16 protein-coding genes are annotated in these 17,561 nt (G+C 62.8%); 14 read left to right on the top strand and 2 right to left on the bottom strand.

Features of this window, described 5'->3' with window-relative positions; all coding sequences use genetic code 11:
- The first annotated feature begins 5 nt into the window (after positions 1-5).
- The 4 genes from fliM (at position 6) to AB8B20_RS10220 (ending at position 6,183) form a co-directional block, all read left to right on the top strand.
- The gene (gene fliM, locus AB8B20_RS10235) at positions 6-1,205 is read left to right on the top strand and encodes a flagellar motor switch protein FliM (RefSeq protein WP_374725713.1); all 1,200 of its coding nucleotides are present in this window, start codon (positions 6-8) and stop codon (positions 1,203-1,205) included.
- Positions 1,202-1,639 carry a DUF6468 domain-containing protein gene (locus tag AB8B20_RS10230; RefSeq protein WP_439072476.1) on the top strand — a complete coding sequence of 146 codons (438 nt, stop codon included), beginning with the start codon at positions 1,202-1,204 and terminating at the stop codon, positions 1,637-1,639. Before fliM ends, AB8B20_RS10230 begins: the two co-directional genes overlap by 4 nt.
- Positions 1,636-2,406, top strand: a complete 771-nt coding sequence (locus AB8B20_RS10225) for a MotE family protein (RefSeq protein WP_089265175.1) — start codon at positions 1,636-1,638, stop codon at positions 2,404-2,406. Before AB8B20_RS10230 ends, AB8B20_RS10225 begins: the two co-directional genes overlap by 4 nt.
- Positions 2,407-2,502: 96 nt before the next feature.
- Complete coding sequence (locus tag AB8B20_RS10220; RefSeq protein ID WP_439072474.1) at positions 2,503-6,183, top strand: tetratricopeptide repeat protein; 3,681 nt, start codon at positions 2,503-2,505, stop codon at positions 6,181-6,183.
- Positions 6,184-6,196: 13 nt separating this feature from the next.
- Here AB8B20_RS10220 and fliP read toward each other — a convergent pair whose 3' ends face one another.
- Together fliP and AB8B20_RS10210 are read right to left on the bottom strand one after the other, a co-directional pair.
- The gene (fliP, locus tag AB8B20_RS10215) at positions 6,197-6,949 is read right to left on the bottom strand and encodes a flagellar type III secretion system pore protein FliP (RefSeq protein ID WP_149531242.1); all 753 of its coding nucleotides are present in this window, start codon (positions 6,947-6,949) and stop codon (positions 6,197-6,199) included.
- Positions 6,946-8,031 carry a flagellar biosynthetic protein FliO gene (locus AB8B20_RS10210; RefSeq protein ID WP_439064486.1) on the bottom strand — a complete coding sequence of 362 codons (1,086 nt, stop codon included), beginning with the start codon at positions 8,029-8,031 and terminating at the stop codon, positions 6,946-6,948. Before AB8B20_RS10210 ends, fliP begins: the two co-directional genes overlap by 4 nt.
- 375 nt (positions 8,032-8,406) lie before the next feature.
- Here AB8B20_RS10210 and flgB point away from each other — a divergent pair, with 375 nt between their 5' ends.
- From flgB to AB8B20_RS10160, 10 genes are all read left to right on the top strand, one after another.
- Positions 8,407-8,820, top strand: a complete 414-nt coding sequence (gene flgB, locus AB8B20_RS10205; RefSeq protein WP_231079909.1) for a flagellar basal body rod protein FlgB — start codon at positions 8,407-8,409, stop codon at positions 8,818-8,820.
- A gap of 29 nt (positions 8,821-8,849) precedes the next feature.
- Positions 8,850-9,275: a flagellar basal body rod protein FlgC gene (gene flgC / locus AB8B20_RS10200; protein WP_089265171.1), complete on the top strand. Its 426-nt coding sequence runs from the start codon at positions 8,850-8,852 to the stop codon at positions 9,273-9,275.
- Positions 9,276-9,291: 16 nt separating this feature from the next.
- Entirely contained in the window at positions 9,292-9,618 is a 327-nt protein-coding gene (fliE, locus tag AB8B20_RS10195; protein WP_068735666.1) for a flagellar hook-basal body complex protein FliE, read from the top strand.
- 42 nt (positions 9,619-9,660) lie between these two features.
- Complete coding sequence (fliQ, locus tag AB8B20_RS10190; protein WP_068735669.1) at positions 9,661-9,924, top strand: flagellar biosynthesis protein FliQ; 264 nt, start codon at positions 9,661-9,663, stop codon at positions 9,922-9,924.
- A gap of 13 nt (positions 9,925-9,937) precedes the next feature.
- A complete protein-coding gene (gene fliR, locus AB8B20_RS10185) occupies positions 9,938-10,708 on the top strand; it encodes a flagellar biosynthetic protein FliR (RefSeq protein WP_068735671.1) in 771 nt (256 codons plus the stop codon).
- 10 nt (positions 10,709-10,718) lie between these two features.
- Positions 10,719-11,792 (top strand): flagellar biosynthesis protein FlhB, encoded by a 1,074-nt coding sequence (gene flhB / locus AB8B20_RS10180; RefSeq protein ID WP_093756615.1) that lies wholly within the window; start codon positions 10,719-10,721, stop codon positions 11,790-11,792.
- Between the two features lie 160 nt (positions 11,793-11,952).
- A complete protein-coding gene (gene cckA / locus AB8B20_RS10175; protein ID WP_439072473.1) occupies positions 11,953-14,526 on the top strand; it encodes a cell cycle histidine kinase CckA in 2,574 nt (857 codons plus the stop codon).
- 215 nt (positions 14,527-14,741) lie between these two features.
- Positions 14,742-15,779, top strand: a complete 1,038-nt coding sequence (locus AB8B20_RS10170) for a Tim44 domain-containing protein (RefSeq protein ID WP_439073058.1) — start codon at positions 14,742-14,744, stop codon at positions 15,777-15,779.
- Positions 15,780-15,990: 211 nt separating this feature from the next.
- Positions 15,991-16,659: a lectin gene (locus tag AB8B20_RS10165; RefSeq protein ID WP_089265691.1), complete on the top strand. Its 669-nt coding sequence runs from the start codon at positions 15,991-15,993 to the stop codon at positions 16,657-16,659.
- 182 nt (positions 16,660-16,841) lie between these two features.
- On the top strand, positions 16,842-17,549 hold the full coding sequence (locus AB8B20_RS10160) for a glutathione S-transferase (RefSeq protein WP_439059329.1): 708 nt from the start codon (positions 16,842-16,844) through the stop codon (positions 17,547-17,549).
- Positions 17,550-17,561 lie beyond the last annotated feature (12 nt).

Here is a 17,561-nt window from a genome sequence, read left to right as displayed (position 1 = left end):
GGCTGATGTCTACCGAACAGGTCGATCAGGACGCAATTGCCGCCGAATGGGAAGCGTCTCTGGATTCAGAGGATCCCGTTGAGGCGGCGAAAGCGGCTGCCGAAAACGAACTCACCGGCACTATGGCGGAGCAATGGGCCGCCATGGTCGAGGACGGCGGTCGCGATATCGGCGGCGGCAAGAACGGCGGCGAGCGCGTTCTCTCGCAGGAAGAAATCGACAACCTCCTCGGCTTCAGCGTCAACGAGGTTCATCTCGACGAGAATTCCGGCATTCGCGCCATTATCGATTCCTCGATGGTGTCGTATGAGCGTCTGCCGATGCTCGAAATCGTGTTCGACCGTCTGGTGCGGTTGATGACCACGAGCCTGCGCAATTTCACCTCCGACAACGTCGAAGTCTCGCTCGATCGCATCACTTCGGTGCGTTTCGGCGACTATATGAATTCGATTCCGCTGCCAGCCGTGCTGTGCGTGTTCAAGGCAGAGGAGTGGGAGAATTTTGGCCTCGCTACCGTCGATTCCAGCCTGATCTATTCGATGATCGACGTGTTGCTCGGCGGTCGCCGCGGCCAGGCTTCGTTGCGCATCGAGGGCCGCCCCTACACCACCATCGAAACCAATCTGGTGAAGCGCCTGATCGAAGTCGTGCTGGCCGACGCTGAACAGGCGTTCCGGCCGCTGTCGCCGGTGAGCTTCAACATCGATCGGCTTGAGACCAATCCGCGCTTCGCCGCCATCAGCCGTCCAGCCAATGCCGCAATCCTGGTGCGCCTGCATATCGACATGGAAGATCGCGGCGGCAATATCGAATTGCTGCTGCCCTATGCGACGATCGAGCCGATCCGCGCCGTGCTCATGCAGATGTTCATGGGCGAAAAATTCGGCCGTGATCCGATCTGGGAAAGCCATCTCGCCACTGAAATTGCTCAGGCCGAGATCGCCGTCGACGCCGTGCTGTATGAGGCGGAGATCCCATTGAAGCAGCTGATGCTTCTCAAAGTGGGCGATACGCTGCCGCTGGAAATGCGGGCGGACGCCCTTGTTGCCGTGCGTTGCGGAGCCGTGACCTTGACTGAAGGTCGCATGGGCCGTGTCGGCGACCGCGTTGCCATTAGAGTCACGAAACAATTACGCAAGCCTAACACAACCTTCGCCATGTTTGAGAAGGCTGATGAGCAAACTAAATTGATGGAGGCACAATGAGTCATTCATTAGGAATTGTGATCGAGAGCCTGGTTGCGGTGCTTCTGATCCTGACCATCGCCTATTGCATGTTGCTCAATAAGCGCCTGAAGCGCCTCAAGGCGGACGAGCAATCGTTGAAGGCCACGATCGGCGAGCTCATCACCGTGACCGAGATCGCCGAGCGTGCGATCGGCGGACTCAAGCTTACCGTGCGCGACGTCAATGAGAATCTGGGCAGCCAGATTTCGGCGGCAACGGCGCTGGCCGATCAACTGAAAGCCCAGCTCGCCGAGAGCGACGCCGTCGTACGCCGGCTATCGAAGATCGCGGTGGCGGCACGACCGCTCACCGAAACCGACCCTGATGCGCCGCGGGTATCCGCAGCGCGGGCCAATGCCGCGGCAGCGCAGGCGTTTGCCGAACGGAGGAGGCCTGACGGTTTCGCTGCATGAAAGCTTTTCGGGACGTTCGTATTCTTCCTGTCGTCTTGGTGGCGGTTTTCGGGCTGGCGATTCTCAAGATCGCCGGCCTGGTGATCGATGGCGGCTACGTGTTCAATTATGATCCGCAGCCTCAGCCTACGAAAGGATCGTGGGCGCAGGAGATGTTCAACTTCCCGGGCGGCAAGCCAGTGGACGGCGATATTACCGGCTCGGTGTCAGCCAAGAAGGAAGAGCCGAAGCCCGCGGTAGCGGCGCCTGCAGCGATCGAACCGACCAGCAACCCGCCTGTCGAGCTGTCTCCTCAAATCTCGCCTGCTGAACGCGCGATCCTCGAACGGCTGCAAGCGCGCCGTCAGGAACTGGAAGCGCGGGCACGCGAGATCGACATTCGCGAGAGCCTGCTGAAGGCTGCAGAGAAGCGCATCGAAACCCGCGTCGATGAATTGAAGGGCGTCGAAGCCGGTATCAAGACTGCGAACGACCAGAAGAGCGAGGTCGATGCCGCCCGCTTCAAGGGTATCGTCACCATGTATGAAAGCATGAAGCCGAAGGACGCCGCGAAGATCTTCGACCGCCTGGAAATGCCGGTGCTGTTCGAGATCGCCTCGCAGATTGCGCCTCGGAAGATGTCCGACATTCTCGGTCTGATGCAGCCGGAGGCCGCTGAACGCCTCACCGTTGAACTGGCGCGCCGCGCCTCGGGCGGCGAACGATCTGCCGCGGCGGTCGAACTGCCCAAGATCGAAGGTAGGCCGATCCAGCAGGGCCGGAATTAAAGAAATTAATTAACAAATCCTTAGAGCGCGGAATCTAGATTCGACACAGGGCGAACGTGGTCGTCCTTCGAGCATCGGGCTGAGAGACACTTCTGAATGGCACGGACGGCTGCCGTTGCATGTTGGACGCAAGCTCGCGCATGGACGCGGGCCGTTCGACGTTGCGTGGTGGTCGCGGGCATTGTCTGTCTTGCGCTGTCGTTCCCGGATGCCGCATCTGCGCAAGCGGTGAGGGGCACCGCCAGCATGGGCACGTCGGGCGGCTATGGCCGCATCGTGCTGAAGCTTGCCGAGGACGTGGAGTCCGAGGTGACGCAAGCCGGCACCATTCTCGTCATTCGCTTCAAGCGGCCGGTCGATATTCCTGTCGAGATTCTCGGCGATGCCGCCCCCGACTATATCGGCTCCGCACGCCGCGATCCCGATGGCACGGCGATCCGTCTCGCTTTGTCACGCAGGGTGACCGTCAATTCGATGACGGCGGGTGAGCGCATCTTCATCGATCTGTTGCCCGACAGCTGGAAGGGCATGCCGCCCGGTTTGCCGCAGGATGTGGTCAAGGAATTGTCGGAGCGTGCGCGCGCGGCAGAGCGTGCCTTGCGCCAGCAACGCGCTGCCGCGGAAAGCCAGAAGAAGCCGCCGATCCGCGTACGCGCATCCGTGCAGCCGACCTTCGTGCGCTTCGTGTTCGAGACCGGCGGCGTCGGTGTGTCGTCGGTGCTGAACGAGAAGACGCTGACGCTGACCTTCAATGCCGGTCTGGTGTTCGATCTCGCCGATGCCAAACTGTCTGCACCCGCCAATGTCGCATCGATCGGTCAGGCGATGGATGGCAACCGGACCGCCGTCGAGATCGGCTTGATCGGCGACGTCGATGTGAAGTCGTTCCGCGAGGACAAGAGCTACGTCGTCGACATCGGCTTCCAGCAGAATGAAAAGCCGTCGCCGCTGGCCAAGCTGCCGGTGGCCGCTCCTGCGGACGAGAAACCGCCGGTCGCGGCGAAGCCTCCCGAGGTCGAGAAGCCCGCCAGCGTTCCGGCACAGCGCTCCGGCGAGATCGTGCCGCCGACCTCCGAGACGATCGCAAAAGAGATCGTTCCGGAGAAGAAGGTCGAGGTTGCGACGGCTGCACCGGCAGCGCCCGTCGCGGCAGCGAAGCCGGAAGAGCCAAAGCCCGAGGCGGCCAAGGTCGCTGAATCACCCAAGCCTGCGCCGGCAGCCGAGCCTGTTGTCGTAGCTCCTGCCAAAGAAACACCGCCGCCTGCGCCTGTCGTTGCGGCGGCCCCTGTTGCTGCGCCTGTTGCTGCTGCGCCGACCGAACCGGCGGGCATGCCGGTTGAGGTCAAGCGCAGCAGCGACGGCGTGCGCATAGCCTTTGCCTTTCCATCGCAGACGCCGGTCGCTTTGTTTCGTCGCGGCGATATCCTGTGGCTGGTGGCAGATTCGACGCGGCCCATCGACACCGCGCCGATCCGCCGCGACAGCGGATCGATCATTGCCGATGTGAGCACGATCCCGCTGGAGAAGGGGCAGGCGATCCGCATCCGCCTTAATCGCCCACAACTGGCTTCGCTCACGACCGACGATCCTGCCGGCGCGGGACAGGCCTGGTCGCTGATGCTGGCCGATACACGTCAGACGCCGTCGCAGCCGCTGTCCGCCGTGCGCAACATTGCCGATCCCTCGCGGGCCAGCGTGCAGGTGCCATTGGCCAAGCCCGGTCTCAAGCATCGCCTGGTTGATCCGGATGCCGGCGATACGCTCAATATCATCACCGCGCTGCCACCATCGCGCGGCTTCATCCGCCGCCAGGACTTCGTTGAATTCTCGTTGCTGGAATCGATTCACGGCGTGGTGGTTCAGGTGAACTCCGACGACGTGTCCGTTGAAGCCAGTATCGACAAGGTGATGCTCACCAAGCCCGGCGGCCTGACGCTGTCGGCAGCCGATGCGGCGCCGCAGCGCGCCTCGACGGTCGCCCGGCCGATCTTCGATGTCGGCCAGTGGCGCAAGGATCAGGAAGGCCCGTTCAACGCGCGCTTCGACGAGTTGATCGACGCGATGTCATCGGCCGAAGCTAGTTCGCTGCCGCAGGCGCGGATGGATCTGGCCAAATTCTACATGGCGCGCGGCATGTACCACGAGGCCAAGGGCGTCGCCGATCTCGCGATCGCGGACACCAAGGTCGGCGAGGAAAGCCCTGTCGCGCTGATCGTCCATGCGGTGGCCAGCGCGATGATGGGGCGTCCCGAACAAACCCTGAAGGATATCGCCAATCCGGTGCTCGGGCCGGGTTACGATGGTGAATTGTGGAAGGCGCTCGCCTACGCCAAGCAGGAAAAATGGGTCGAGGCGCGCGAGCGTTTCAAGAATGCCGAGTTCACGCTCGCCGCGCTGCCGGCCGATCTGCAGCGTGCGGCCCTGATGCTCGCGCTGCGGGCCTCGCTCGAGGTCAAGGACTATGCCGGCGCGTCGTCGCGCGGCAGTGAGCTCGAAACGGTCGGCATCTCGCCGGAGATCAAGCCCGCGGCCATGCTGCTCAGCGGCTGGCTCGATGAGGCGCTCGGCCGCGAGAGGGATGCGCTGTCGAAGTATCAGGACGTCACCGGGTCGGTGGATCGTCAATCCGCAGCGGAAGCCAAGCTGCGCGAAATCAATTTACGCCAGAAGCGCAACGAGATCAGCAGCGAGGACGCGCTGCATGATCTCGAAGTGCTGGCAGTGACCTGGCGCGGCGACGGCACGGAAGTGCAGGTGCTGCAGATCCTGTCGCGCATGTATGCCGAACTCGGCCGCTACAACGACTCGCTGCTAGCCGCCCGTACGGCCACCGAGCGCCAGGCCAACAGCGAAGCCGCGCGCCAGGTGCAGGACGAAGCGCAAGCGCTGTTCTCGCAAATTTATCTGTCGCCAAAGGGCGACAGCCTGCCGCCGGTCGATGCGCTGGCGATGTTCTACGAGTTTCGCGAGCTGACCCCGATCGGCCGCCGCGGCGACGAAATGATCCGCCGTCTTGCAGATCGTCTCGTGGCCGTCGATCTGCTCGATCAGGCCGCCGAGCTTCTGCAGTATCAGGTCGATCACCGTCTCGAGGGCGCTGCACGCTCGCAGGTCGCTGCGCGTCTAGCGATGGTCTATCTGATGAGCCGCAAGCCCGACCGCGCCATCGCCGCGCTGCGCACTACGCGCATCGCCGATCTCAATGGCGAGCTGCGTCAACAGCGGCTGCTGCTCGAGGCGCGGGCGCAGAGTGACATCGGCCGCCGTGAGCTAGCGCTCGACATCATCTCTCATGTCAGCGGACGCGAAGCGATAAGGCTCCGCTCGGACATTTACTGGTCGTCGCGGCGCTGGCGCGAAGCCTCCGAACAGATCGAACTCTATTATGGCGACCGCTGGCGGGATTTCTCGCCGCTGACGCCAAGCGAAAAGAGCGACATCATCCGTGCTGTCGTGGGTTATGCGCTGGCGGAAGACGCCCTCGGTCTCGCACGCTTCCGCGAAAAGTATGCGCCGCTGATGAATGTCGGTGCCGACAAGATCGCCTTCGACACCGCGAGCAAGCCGACCTCGACTAACTCTTCGGAATTCGCCGCCATTGCCAAGATGGCCGCGTCCGTCGATACGCTCGACGGCTTCCTGCGCGAGATGAAGACGCGCTTCCCCGAAAGCAGCGCCAAGGCGATCCTGCCAGGTGCCAGTGCCGATCCGATGCCGACCGGTTCGCTGAAGCCGCAGCCGGTGGTCAATGTCCGCAAGATCGAGATGACGCGGTAGGGAATAAGCCTCGCTACTGTCCGTAACTTTGCACCAGACTGCCGGCCACCAGCGACCAGCCATCCACCAGCACGAAGAAGATCAGCTTGAACGGCAGTGACACCACCGCCGGTGGCAGCATCATCATGCCCATCGCCATCAGCACCGAGGCGACAACGAGGTCGATGATCAGGAATGGCAGGAATAGCAGGAAGCCGATTTCGAAGGCGCGCTTCAACTCCGAGATCATGAAGGCCGGCACGAGGATCCGCAGCGACATATCCTCGGGTGTTGCCGGGACCGGTTCGCCCGACAGATCCATGAACAGCTTGAGATCCTTCTCGCGCACGTTCTTCTGCATGAAGCCGCGCAGCGGAATGGATGCGCGCACCAAAGCTTGTTCGACGGTGATGTCGTTGGAGATCAGCGGCTTGATACCGTCGTCATAGGAACGTTGCAGCACCGGTCCCATCACGAAAGCCGTAAGGAACATCGCCAGCGCGATGATCACCGAGTTCGGCGGAGCCGTCGCTGTACCCAATGCGGTGCGTAGCAGCGACAGCACGACCACGATGCGTGTGAATGACGTCATCATGATCAGGATCGACGGTGCGATCGACAGCACCGTCAACAACGCAATCATCTGCACCGCACGTTCGGTGACGCCGCCGCCACCGCCGCCGAGATTGATGCTGATGTCCTGCGCCATCGCGGGACCTGCGAAGGTCCCGGCGGCGATTAGAACAGAAAGGAAAAATACTCTACGCGGGAGGTTCGCCGAACTCACGAACTGGACTTTGGCCGTCCCAGCAGGGAGGCCATCTCGTCTTCGAGATTTTCAAAACCCGATTTGACCGGCGGGACGACGGGCGGCGCCTCCGCACGGGCAGGGCTGGCGATCGAGACTTCCGGCGACCGCGAAGCCGGACGGATCGATGGTGCCTCAGGCGCCACCGACGGAGCGCCGACCCGGGGCTCAGGCGCATCCTGACGGGTTTCGCCGGCAGGACGGCGCAAGGCTGCTTCGAGGCGCTGCGCCATATCGGCAAGGTTCTGATCGGCAGACGACACGGCGACTGCCGGAGCAGGAGGCGTAGGGGCTTGCGTCGGTACGGGCGGCGCAACGACCGGGGCGGGAGCCGGGGCAGCAACAACCGGAGCAGGCGGGGTCGGCGCTGCTGCGACGGGACGGTCCGGCGTGCGGGGTTGCGGCATGGTGCGGATCGGCGGATCGGCACGCATCGGGCGCGGCATCATCGGCTCGCTACGTGGCATCTCGGCACGTGGCATTTCACTTCGCGGAATCGGCCGCTGCGGGAAAAGGTCGTTGCGTGGCGCCGGTTCGGGGCGCGGCGCAGGTTCCGGCGCGAGGCTGGCTACCGGATCGGGCCGACGCTCCGGCAAAGGCGCGGCCGGGCGGCGTGGCTCTTCGATAAAGGAGGGGCGCGCGGGGCGCGGCGCCGGCTCCGGCACATGCGGTTCGGAATCGAAGCCGGAGTCGTTGCTCTCTGCCCAGCTCGGAGCTTCAGGCAGCGACGGGCCGCGGCTTGCCACATCGGCGGCGAGGCCGCCGCGCTGCGGGGCCTGCTCACGGCCGGGTATGGCGCGGACGATATTGGGCTCGACGACGATGTCCGACGGGCCGCCGATCATCAGCAAATGTTCGACATTGTCGCGGCGGACCAGCACCAGGCGGCGGCGGCCGTCCACGGCGGCGGCGTCGATCACCGCGAGCCGCGGCAAGCGCCCGCGGCTGGTGTTGTTGCCCAGCCGGTTGCCAGCGAATCGGCGCACCAGCCAGGCGGTAAGCCCGATCAGCGCCAGCACGACAACGAAGGCCAAGATAAATTGCACCGATGATTGCATCATAAAGTCCCCAGCCAGACAGGGTGGCTGCAACGTCCACGTCCAGAGCCGGAGGTGTCATACCCCCGCACGCCCCGCACGCAGCGTGAATCACGCCCCATCTGTTAACGCCCCACGGCAGAACCTGCCGTTGGTTAATAATAAACTATGAATCGCTGCAGCCAAAACGACTTCTGCCGCCCCGTCGTATGGCCGATGGGGATGGTTAATCGGCCAATTCAGGCAAAAAAGCGTTGGCATTTGCGAAAAACGTCAATTTTGCAGCATTCATTTACGGTTCGGTAACAAGTACCGCCGGAAATTAACTTCGTATTAACCATGCAGGCGGCAAATTCTGCCTAGCTCAGGACACTCCGTCCGGGCGGGCGGAGAAGGCCGATGGCGATCAGCGACATGCCGATGTTGTCGGCGCTGCGCACCAAGATGCAGTGGCATCAGGAGCGCCAGCGTGTGCTGGCCGAAAATATCTCCAATTCGGACACTCCGAACTTCCGCCCCCGCGATCTCGTGGAACCGAAATTCGACAAGGCCGGGAACACGTCCGTCACCGCCGGCGGCATGGGCTCGCTGCCGATGATGCGCGCCTCCGGCACCAATATCCTGCCGACCGGGGGCTCGGCCTCCTTCAACCAGAACAACCGGGTCGGCTACGAGACCCGCCCCGCCGGCAATGCCGTCAATCTGGAAGACGAGATGCTTAAGGTCTCGGCCAACCAGATGGACTATGCCGCCGCGACCTCGCTCTACACCCGCAGCCTCGGTCTGTTGAAGACCGCTATCGGCAAGCGCTGACGCCGCCGCGCGCATAAAGGGAGCTCATCATGGCCGACGATATCAGCGACTTCTCGCGTTCCATGGGCATCGCGACCTCCGGTCTGCGCGCCCAGGCGGGCCGCATGCGGGTGATTTCGGAAAACATCGCCAACGCGCAGTCCACAGCGCAGACTTCGGGCGGTGACCCCTATCGCCGCAAGGTGCCGACCTTCAAATCCGAGCTGGACCGCTCGCTGGATGCCCGCATCGTCGGCCTCGGCCGCATCAGGCCGGATCAATCTGCATTTCCCACGCGCTACGAGCCCGGCAATCCCGCGGCGGATGCCGCCGGCAACGTCAAATACCCCAACGTGAACTCGCTGGTGGAAATGACGGACATGAAGGAAGCGCAGCGCTCCTACGAAGCCAATCTCAACATCATCAGCGCCACGCGCCGGATGATCCAACGTACGCTCGACATCCTCAAGGCCTGAACAGGACAGCTGAACCATGGCAACTCCCTCTGTCGCCGCCAATGCTTACTCGGCCCTCTCGCGCATCATGGACGCCGGCGGCGGCGTCGGTGGCGGTCTCAACAAGGCGGCGGACGCCGGTGGTGGTCAGTCGTTCGGCGCGGTCCTCAAGGACGCGCTGGGCAGCGTGCTCGATTCCGGCCGCAAGTCGGATGCGCAGACCATCGCAATGGCCAACGGCAAGGCCAATGTGATGGACGTGGTCACGGCAGTTGCGGAAACCGACGTCGCCGTGTCGACGCTGGTCTCGGTGCGCGATCGCGTCATCCAGTCCTACGAAGACATCATGAAGATGCCGATCTGATCTTCCTCATCACGAACACCGCGTAACACAAGGATTACTGCAATGACCGGCCCCGAAACTCTCGACGTTGCCCGCGATGCGATCTGGACGATTGTGATCGTGTCCGGTCCGCTGATGGTCGTGGGCCTCCTGGTCGGCGTCGTCGTGTCGCTGGTGCAGGCGCTGACCCAGATCCAGGAACAGTCGCTGGTCTTCGTGCCGAAGATTCTTGCGGTCTTTGCCACCATGATGCTGACGCTCCCGTTCATGGGGGACGCATTGTCGAGCTACATGTTGCGGATATCGTCGCGAATCATCGGGGGGTGATGCACAATCCCGTATGCGCATCGATGTCTCGCTTCTGCCCGCTCTCGCCGCTGCCTTCATGCTGGCCTTCGCCCGCATCGGTACGATGGTGATGTTGATGCCGGGCTTTGGCGAAACCAACATTCCCGCACGGGCCAAGCTATCGATCGCATTGGGACTGACCCTTCTCATGCTGCCGGCGCATCGCGGCGCCTATAACGTCGATATGGGATCGATCGTGCCGATGCTGGTTCTGCTGGTGCATGAGATCATCATCGGCGTCGTGCTCGGCGCCACCGCGCGCGTCACGCTGTCGGCGCTGCAGGTCGCCGGATCGATCATCGCGCAGCAACTCGGTCTCGGCTTCGTCACCTCGGTGGATCCGACGCAGGGTCAGCAGGGCGTGCTGATCGGCAATTTTCTCACGATGCTCGGCATCACGATGCTGTTCGCCACCGATACGCATCACCTCGTGATCGCCGCCATTAATGACAGCTACAAGATTTTCGCGCCCGGCGAGATCATGTCGACGGGCGACGTGGCGAAGCTCGCGACCAATGCCTTCGCGGCGGCCTTCAAGATCGGCACGCAGCTTGCTGCGCCTTTCCTGGTGTTCGGCCTCGTCTTCAACATGGGGCTTGGCGTGCTGGCACGGCTGATGCCGCAGATGCAGGTCTATTTCGTCGGTGTACCGCTTTCGATCATGATCGGATTCCTGATCTTCGCCGTTGTGCTCGCAACCATGATGGGGACCTACCTCGAATACGTCACCGGCGTCATGCAGCAAATGATGCCGCGGATATAGGGGCGCGCGGATGGCCGACGACGATTCCGAGAAGACACATGACCCCACGCAAAAAAAGCTCGACGATGCCCACGAACGCGGCGACGTAGCCAAAAGCCAGGAGGTCAATACCTGGTTCCTGCTGGCGGGTGCGACGCTGGTCTTGTCGACCTTCAACGGCTCGGTCGGCGGCGGGCTGCAAACGCCGCTTAAAAATCTTCTGCAAAATTCCTGGATGATACGGACTGACGGGCCCGGACTTTTGATGCTGGCCAAGAGCCTCTGCATGTCCATTTTGTCCACCATGGGCATGCCGATCCTGTTTCTCGTGATCGCCGCGCTCGCGGGCAATCTGATCCAGCACCGGCTGGTGTTTTCCACCGAAGGTCTGGTGCCCAAGTTCAGCAAGCTGTCGCCGATGGAAGGCGCCAAGCGTGTCTTCGGCAAGCAGGCGCTAGCCAATTTCCTGAAGGGCCTGTTCAAGCTCGTCCTGCTCGGCGCCGTGATGTGCGCGGTGCTGTGGCCCGAGCGTTTTCGTCTCGATGCGCTGATCCATATCGATCCGTCGGCGATCCTTGGCATCACCACATCGCTGACACTGCAGCTGATGGGTTCGGTAGTGGCGATGCTCGCCTTCGTCGCCATTGCCGACTTCTTCTTCCAGTACCGCACCTGGTACGAGAAGCTGAAGATGTCGCTGCAGGAAGTGAAGGAAGAATACAAGCAGTCCGAGGGTGACCCCCACATCAAGGGCAAGATCAAGCAGCTGCGTCAGCAGAACATGAAGAAGCGCATGATGGCAGCGGTGCCGAAGGCGTCGGTGATCATCACTAACCCGACGCACTACGCCGTGGCGCTGTCTTATGAGCGCGGCATGACCGCGCCGATCTGCGTCGCCAAAGGCGTCGACAACATCGCGCTGAAGATCAGGGAGGTTGCCGGCAAGCACGATATTCCGATCGTCGAGAACGTGCCGCTGGCGCGCGCGCTTTACGCCACCGTCGAGATCGACGAGGAAATTCCGGGCGAACACTACCATGCGGTGGCCGAAGTCATTGGCTACGTCATGGGCCTGAAGCGCGGCCTGTCCGGGCGCCCGTCATGATTCAGGGAAGGGCCGGGCAAGGGGCCGGGAACGTGTTGCGAATCGGCGGATTGGAAGCGAATAGGCCGACGCGGCGCTTGCGTAAGGCCAGCCGATTGATGCACTCAGGAGGCGCGCAAACCCGCGCTGCCGCAACTGCCAACAGGCGACGAACCGTCCGATGACTGCCGAGACCGACCACGATCGCCAATCGATGACGGCGCAGAATCCGGTTCTGCACGAGCCGGCCCGGCGCAGCGGCAGCATCGTGCTGGTGCTGCTGATTGCCGCCGCGATCATCGCCTGCGCCGTGGCATTCATGACTCTCGGCCGCGCCCAGGCGCAGCCTTATATTCTGGGCCTGCTGGCGCTGCTGGCGATGGTCGGCCTGTTCGTTTTGTTCGCCTTTGCCGCCGGTATTGTCCGCTTTGCCGATCGCACCTCCGACGATCCGATCATGCGCACCGTGGCCGATCACGCCTTTGACGGTATCGCGGTCACCGATGCGCGGGGCCATGTGGTCTATGCCAATGCTGCCTATCTCACATTGACCGGCGCGGCCTCCGCACAGGATGCGCGACCGGTCGAGCGCGTCTTCATCGGTAATCCGGATGTCTCCGAAGCCGTCTTCCGCCTGCTGAAGGCTGCCCGCGAGGGCAAGCGCCAGCAGGAGGAAGTCCGTGTCGCAGCGCCCGACGGCAGCCACGGCCGCTGGCTGCGCATGCGCGTGCGTCCACTGGGTGAGGGCAAGCGCGAGGCCAAATCCACGGTGTGGTCGGTGGCCGATATTTCCCGCGATCGGCAACGCCAGGAAGACGTGTTCCAGGAATTGCAGCACGCCATCGAATATCTGGATCACGCGCCTTGCGGCTTCTTCTCGGTCAACCCAAAGGGCGAGCTGGTCTACGTCAACGCCACACTGGCGAACTGGCTCGATCACGATCTTGCCGAGATCGGCTCCGGCGGTCTGAAGCTGACCGACATCGTTTCCGGTGACGGCGCCTCGTTGCTGACATCCATTGTGCCGATGCCCGGCGAAGTCAAAACCGAAGTCTTCGACATCGACCTGCGCATGCGCAACGGCAAGACCATGCCGGTGCGTCTCTATCACAAGCTCGCTTTCGGCGCCGACGGCGTGCCGGGTGCGTCGCGCACCCTTGTCATCAGCCGCGCCCGCGACGAGCGCTCGGATCCGCAACGCGCCGCCGAAGTGCGCTTCATGCGCTTCTTCGACCATACGCCGATGGCCATTGCGACGGTGGATCGCGACGGCACCGTGGTGCGCGGCAATGCCCGTTTCGCCAAACTGGCGCAGAGCCTCAACACATCGGGCGCCGTCAACAAGTCGATCCTGGCCGCCGTCAGCGACCGCGACCGCAACCAACTCGTCGCGGCCATCGGCCACGCCGCCCAGGGGCAGGGCGATATCCCGCCGGTGGAAGCGCTCCTGGAAGGCGCCAAGGAACGCTGGGGACAGTTCTTCGTCACCGCCGTGGAGGAGAACGAGCGCGAGACCGAAGCCGCCATCGTCTACATGCTGGAGACCACCGAGCGCCGCACGCTCGAGAACCAGGTTAACCAGGCGCAGAAGATGGACACCATCGGCCAGCTGGCCGGCGGCATCGCGCACGATTTCAACAACGTGCTCTCAGCCATCATGATGGCCAACGACTTCCTGCTGAACGCGCATAAGCCGACAGATCCGTCGTTCCAGGACATCATGCAGATCAAGCAGAACGCGACGCGCGCGGCGACGCTGGTGCGCCAGTTGCTCGCATTCTCGCGCCGCCAGACGCTGCGCCCGACGGTGCTCAATCTTGGCGATGCGCTCTCGGATATCGATCTGCTGCTGAAGCGCCTGATCGGCGAGAAGGTCAAACTCGAAGTCGTGCACGGCCGCGATCTGTGGCCGGTGAAGGTCGACATCTCGCAATTCGAGCAGGTGATCGTGAATCTCGCGGTCAATGCGCGCGACGCGATGCCAGACGGCGGCGCGTTGACCGTGCGCACCGTCAACGTCTCTGCCGAGGATGCCGGGCGGCTGTCCTATAAGGGTATGCCGCCATCAGATTATGTGCGCATCGATGTCAGCGATACCGGCACCGGTATTCCCGCCGACATCGTCGAGAAGATCTTCGAGCCGTTCTTCTCCACCAAGGATGTCGGCAAGGGCACTGGCCTCGGCCTCTCAACGGTCTACGGCATCGTCAAGCAGACTGGTGGTTTCGTTTATGTCGATTCCGAGCCCGGCAAAGGCACCACGTTCCGCATCTTCCTGCCGCGCCATCATCAGGAAAAGGAAGTCGCTCCCGATCCGGCGATCGCAGCCGCCGTCGCCGCCAAGGAAGCCGCTGCCGACGCCAAGCCGCGCGCGGACCTGACCGGACAGGGCACCATCCTGCTGGTCGAGGACGAAGAGGGCCTGCGCGCGCTGAACGCCCGCGGTCTGCGCTCGCGCGGTTACACGGTGGTCGAAGCCGGCAACGGCGTCGAGGCGATGGAGCTATTCGACGAACAGAACGGTGCCATTGATCTTGTGGTGTCCGACGTGGTGATGCCGGAGATGGACGGACCGACGCTGCTGAAGGAGATGCGCGCCCGCAATGCGGATATTCGCATCATCTTCGTGTCAGGTTACGCCGAGGAAGCCTTCGAAAAGAGCCTGCCGGAACACCAGCAATTCGCCTTCCTGGCCAAGCCGTTCGCCCTGAGCGCGCTGATCGCCAAGGTCAAGGAAACCATGGCGCCGAATTAACGGAGCGCCGCCGACAATACCATCCTGCCTTCTAATGCGCATTCACCCCGCAATGCAGCATAAGTGTTTGAAAGCAAGATGACTCTTGCGCCAAAGGTTCAATGACGAGCCGCGACCGAGGGCCGCAGCGTTTACCCTCGAACGGTGCTTCCCTTTTAGGCTGGGGTAGCCATGTTAGGGGTGTTTTCCCCCTGCCGGGGATTGAGGGAATGACCATGACTTTCACGTTCAGCATGCGCGGCGTCGTCAAGACGATGGCCGTCGTCCTTTCGCTGGCGATGCCGCTCACAATTGCAATCTCCTCTGCCGACGCTCGCGTTGGCGGTGGCAGCAGCTCGGGCTCGCGCGGCAACCGCACGTTCTCGGCCCCGCCGAGCACGTCGACGGCGCCTAACGCGGCTCAGCCGTTCAACCGCACCATGCAGCAGCCGGGTTCGCCCGGCATGAACAGCGCGACCACGGGCGCAGCCAGCAAGGGCGGTTTCTTCAACCGTCCGGGCATGGGCATGCTCGGCGGCCTCGCTGCCGGCTTCCTCGGTGCAGGCCTGCTCGGCATGCTGTTCGGCGGTGGCTTGTTCAGCGGCCTCGGCGGCATCTCCTCGATCATCGGCCTGCTGCTGCAGGTCGGCCTGATCATCATCGTCGTCCGCCTCGCGATGTCCTGGTGGCAGCGTCGCAACCAGACGGCGTCGGCCTATGCCGGTCCGGCCAACTCGGCCTATACCGGCCCGGCCAATGGTCCCGACCAGAACCAGGCGCACATGAACCAGGCGCAGCCGGGTTATGGCGCGCAGCCGACCCAGCGCAGTGGCCTCGGTGGCTTTGGTTTCGGCGGCGGCTCGAATGACAAGCCGATCGAGATCGCACCGCAGGATTATGAAGCTTTCGAGAAGTTGCTCAGCGACGTACAGGCCGCCTGGTCGAACGAAGATGTCGAGAAGCTCGGCAAGCTGTCGACGCCGGAAATGGTGTCGTACTTCGCCAAGGATCTCGCCGAGAACAAAGCGCGCAACGACATCAACAAGGTGTCGGATGTGAAGCTGCTGCAGGGCGACCTGGCGGAAGCCTGGCGCGAAGGCGACACCGACTATGCGAGCGTCGCGATGCGCTTCTCGCTGGTCGACAAGACGCTGGAGCGTGGCACCAATCGTCTGGTGGCTGGCAGCGAAACGCCGATCGAAGCGACCGAGATCTGGACGTTCGTGCGCCCGCGCGGCGCCGCTTGGGAACTGTCGGCGATCCAGCAGGCGTAAGCCTTGCGTCATTGAAATCGAACAAGCGCCGCGGATCATTCCGCGGCGCTTTTTGTTGGCGTCATGCGTGTGCATTGCCAAGCGATGGTCTCAATAAGAGAGCGGGAATAATCCGCCGGATGACGTGTTGGTCAGTTGCGTCCCATCGCGACTGGCGTTGCGTGGCTACAAAAACAAATTGGAGGAATCGATGCCCACTCTTCTCTCGACCATGACCCGTCTCGGCCTATGCGCCGGTGCTGTCGCCGTCTCGCTTGCAGCAACGTCGCCATCGTTCGCGCAGGGCGCGGACACCAGCTTCTTCGTCACCAGCAATGGCATCGGCAATGGCGGCAATCTCGGTGGCCTCGCCGGTGCTGACAATCATTGCCAGACGCTGGCGCAGGCTGCAGGCGCGGGCGCCAAGACCTGGCGCGCTTATCTCTCGACGCAGGCCGCCGACGGCAAGCCCGCAATCAATGCCAAGGACCGGATCGGCAACGGCCCATGGAAGAATGCCAAGGGCGTCGTCGTCGCCAAGGATGTCGCTGATCTGCATGGCGCCAGCAACAACCTCTCCAAGCAGACCTCACTCAGCGAAAAGGGCGAGGTGATCAATGGCCGCGGCGATACGCCGAATCGCCATGACGTGCTGACCGGCTCACAAGCCGATGGCACCGCCTTCGCCGCCGGCGAGGATCGCACCTGCAAGAACTGGACGAGCAGCACCCAGGGGGCCGCCATGGTCGGTCATATCGATCGTACGGGGCTGAACGAAGAACCGCCGTCCAAGTCATGGAACACCTCGCATCCGTCGCGCGGCCCAGATGGCGGTTGCTCGCAGAACGACCTGAAGAGCACCGGCGGCGACGGGCTGCTGTACTGCTTCGCGTCGAACTGAGTTCTGTTGCGGCAGACGAGCGGCAATACACTCCGCCATGGCCGGGCCTGTCCCGGCCATGGCGCGTTTTGCGGCGGTAGCTGGACGATGGTGCGGAGTTCTCGCCGGACCAGCGCGGCGAACGAATTCCGCGGTGAACAGTTACCCTGGCACCCCCTGACGCGACATTGGCGAGGTTCTGCATGCGATATGAGCTGTATTATTGGCCGACGATCCAGGGCCGCGGCGAATTCGTGCGCCTGGCGCTCGAAGACGCCGGCGCGGACTACCGCGATATGGCGCGTGGCAAGGGCGGAATGGCCGCAATGACGAGGATGCTCGGCAGCAAGAAAGGCATTCCGCCATTCGCCCCGCCATTTCTCAAGGCAGGCAAGATGGTGATCGGCCAGACAGCGAACATCCTGTTCTATCTCGGCCCACGTCACGGTCTGGCGCCGAAGTCCGAAGCGGCGCGACTGCAACTGCATGAACTCCAGCTCACGATCACCGATTTCATTGCCGAAGTGCACGACACCCATCACCCGATCGGCGTGTCGCTCTATTACGAGGATCAGAAAGGCCCGGCCAAAAAGCGCAGCGCTGAATTCCTGAAAGAGCGCGTGCCGAAATATCTCGGCTATTTCGAGCGGATATTGAAGGCTGGCGAGGGTGCCTATGTCACTGGCCGCAAGGCGACCTATGTGGATCTGTCATTGTTCCAGATCGTCGAAGGACTGCGCTACGCATTTCCGAAACGCATGAAAAAATTCGAGCGGGAGATCCCACGCCTGATCGATTTGCATGACCGCGTGGCGGCTCGCCCGAACATCAAGGCCTATCTCGACAGCGACCGCCGCATTGCCTTCAACAAGGACGGCATCTTCCGGCACTACAAGGCGCTGGACAAATAGCGCCGCGCAGCT

Origin of the sequence: Tardiphaga sp. 866_E4_N1_4 (genome assembly GCF_052076075.1) — a bacterium.
GTDB lineage: Bacteria > Pseudomonadota > Alphaproteobacteria > Rhizobiales > Xanthobacteraceae > Tardiphaga > Tardiphaga robiniae.
This window is presented reverse-complemented; position numbering and strand designations above follow the sequence as displayed.

Coding starts and splice junctions, on each gene's coding strand:
- AB8B20_RS10165 (WP_089265691.1), top strand. CDS start 15,991: ATGACCCGTCTCGGCCTATGCGCCGGTGCTGTCGCCGTCTCGCTTGCA.
- AB8B20_RS10220 (WP_439072474.1), top strand. CDS start 2,503: ATGGCACGGACGGCTGCCGTTGCATGTTGGACGCAAGCTCGCGCATGG.
- fliM (WP_374725713.1), top strand. CDS start 6: ATGTCTACCGAACAGGTCGATCAGGACGCAATTGCCGCCGAATGGGAA.
- fliR (WP_068735671.1), top strand. CDS start 9,938: ATGCGCATCGATGTCTCGCTTCTGCCCGCTCTCGCCGCTGCCTTCATG.
- fliE (WP_068735666.1), top strand. CDS start 9,292: ATGGCAACTCCCTCTGTCGCCGCCAATGCTTACTCGGCCCTCTCGCGC.
- flhB (WP_093756615.1), top strand. CDS start 10,719: ATGGCCGACGACGATTCCGAGAAGACACATGACCCCACGCAAAAAAAG.
- cckA (WP_439072473.1), top strand. CDS start 11,953: ATGACTGCCGAGACCGACCACGATCGCCAATCGATGACGGCGCAGAAT.
- flgC (WP_089265171.1), top strand. CDS start 8,850: ATGGCCGACGATATCAGCGACTTCTCGCGTTCCATGGGCATCGCGACC.
- AB8B20_RS10225 (WP_089265175.1), top strand. CDS start 1,636: ATGAAAGCTTTTCGGGACGTTCGTATTCTTCCTGTCGTCTTGGTGGCG.
- fliQ (WP_068735669.1), top strand. CDS start 9,661: ATGACCGGCCCCGAAACTCTCGACGTTGCCCGCGATGCGATCTGGACG.
- AB8B20_RS10160 (WP_439059329.1), top strand. CDS start 16,842: ATGCGATATGAGCTGTATTATTGGCCGACGATCCAGGGCCGCGGCGAA.
- AB8B20_RS10170 (WP_439073058.1), top strand. CDS start 14,742: ATGACTTTCACGTTCAGCATGCGCGGCGTCGTCAAGACGATGGCCGTC.
- AB8B20_RS10230 (WP_439072476.1), top strand. CDS start 1,202: ATGAGTCATTCATTAGGAATTGTGATCGAGAGCCTGGTTGCGGTGCTT.
- AB8B20_RS10210 (WP_439064486.1), bottom strand. CDS start 8,031: ATGATGCAATCATCGGTGCAATTTATCTTGGCCTTCGTTGTCGTGCTG.
- flgB (WP_231079909.1), top strand. CDS start 8,407: ATGGCGATCAGCGACATGCCGATGTTGTCGGCGCTGCGCACCAAGATG.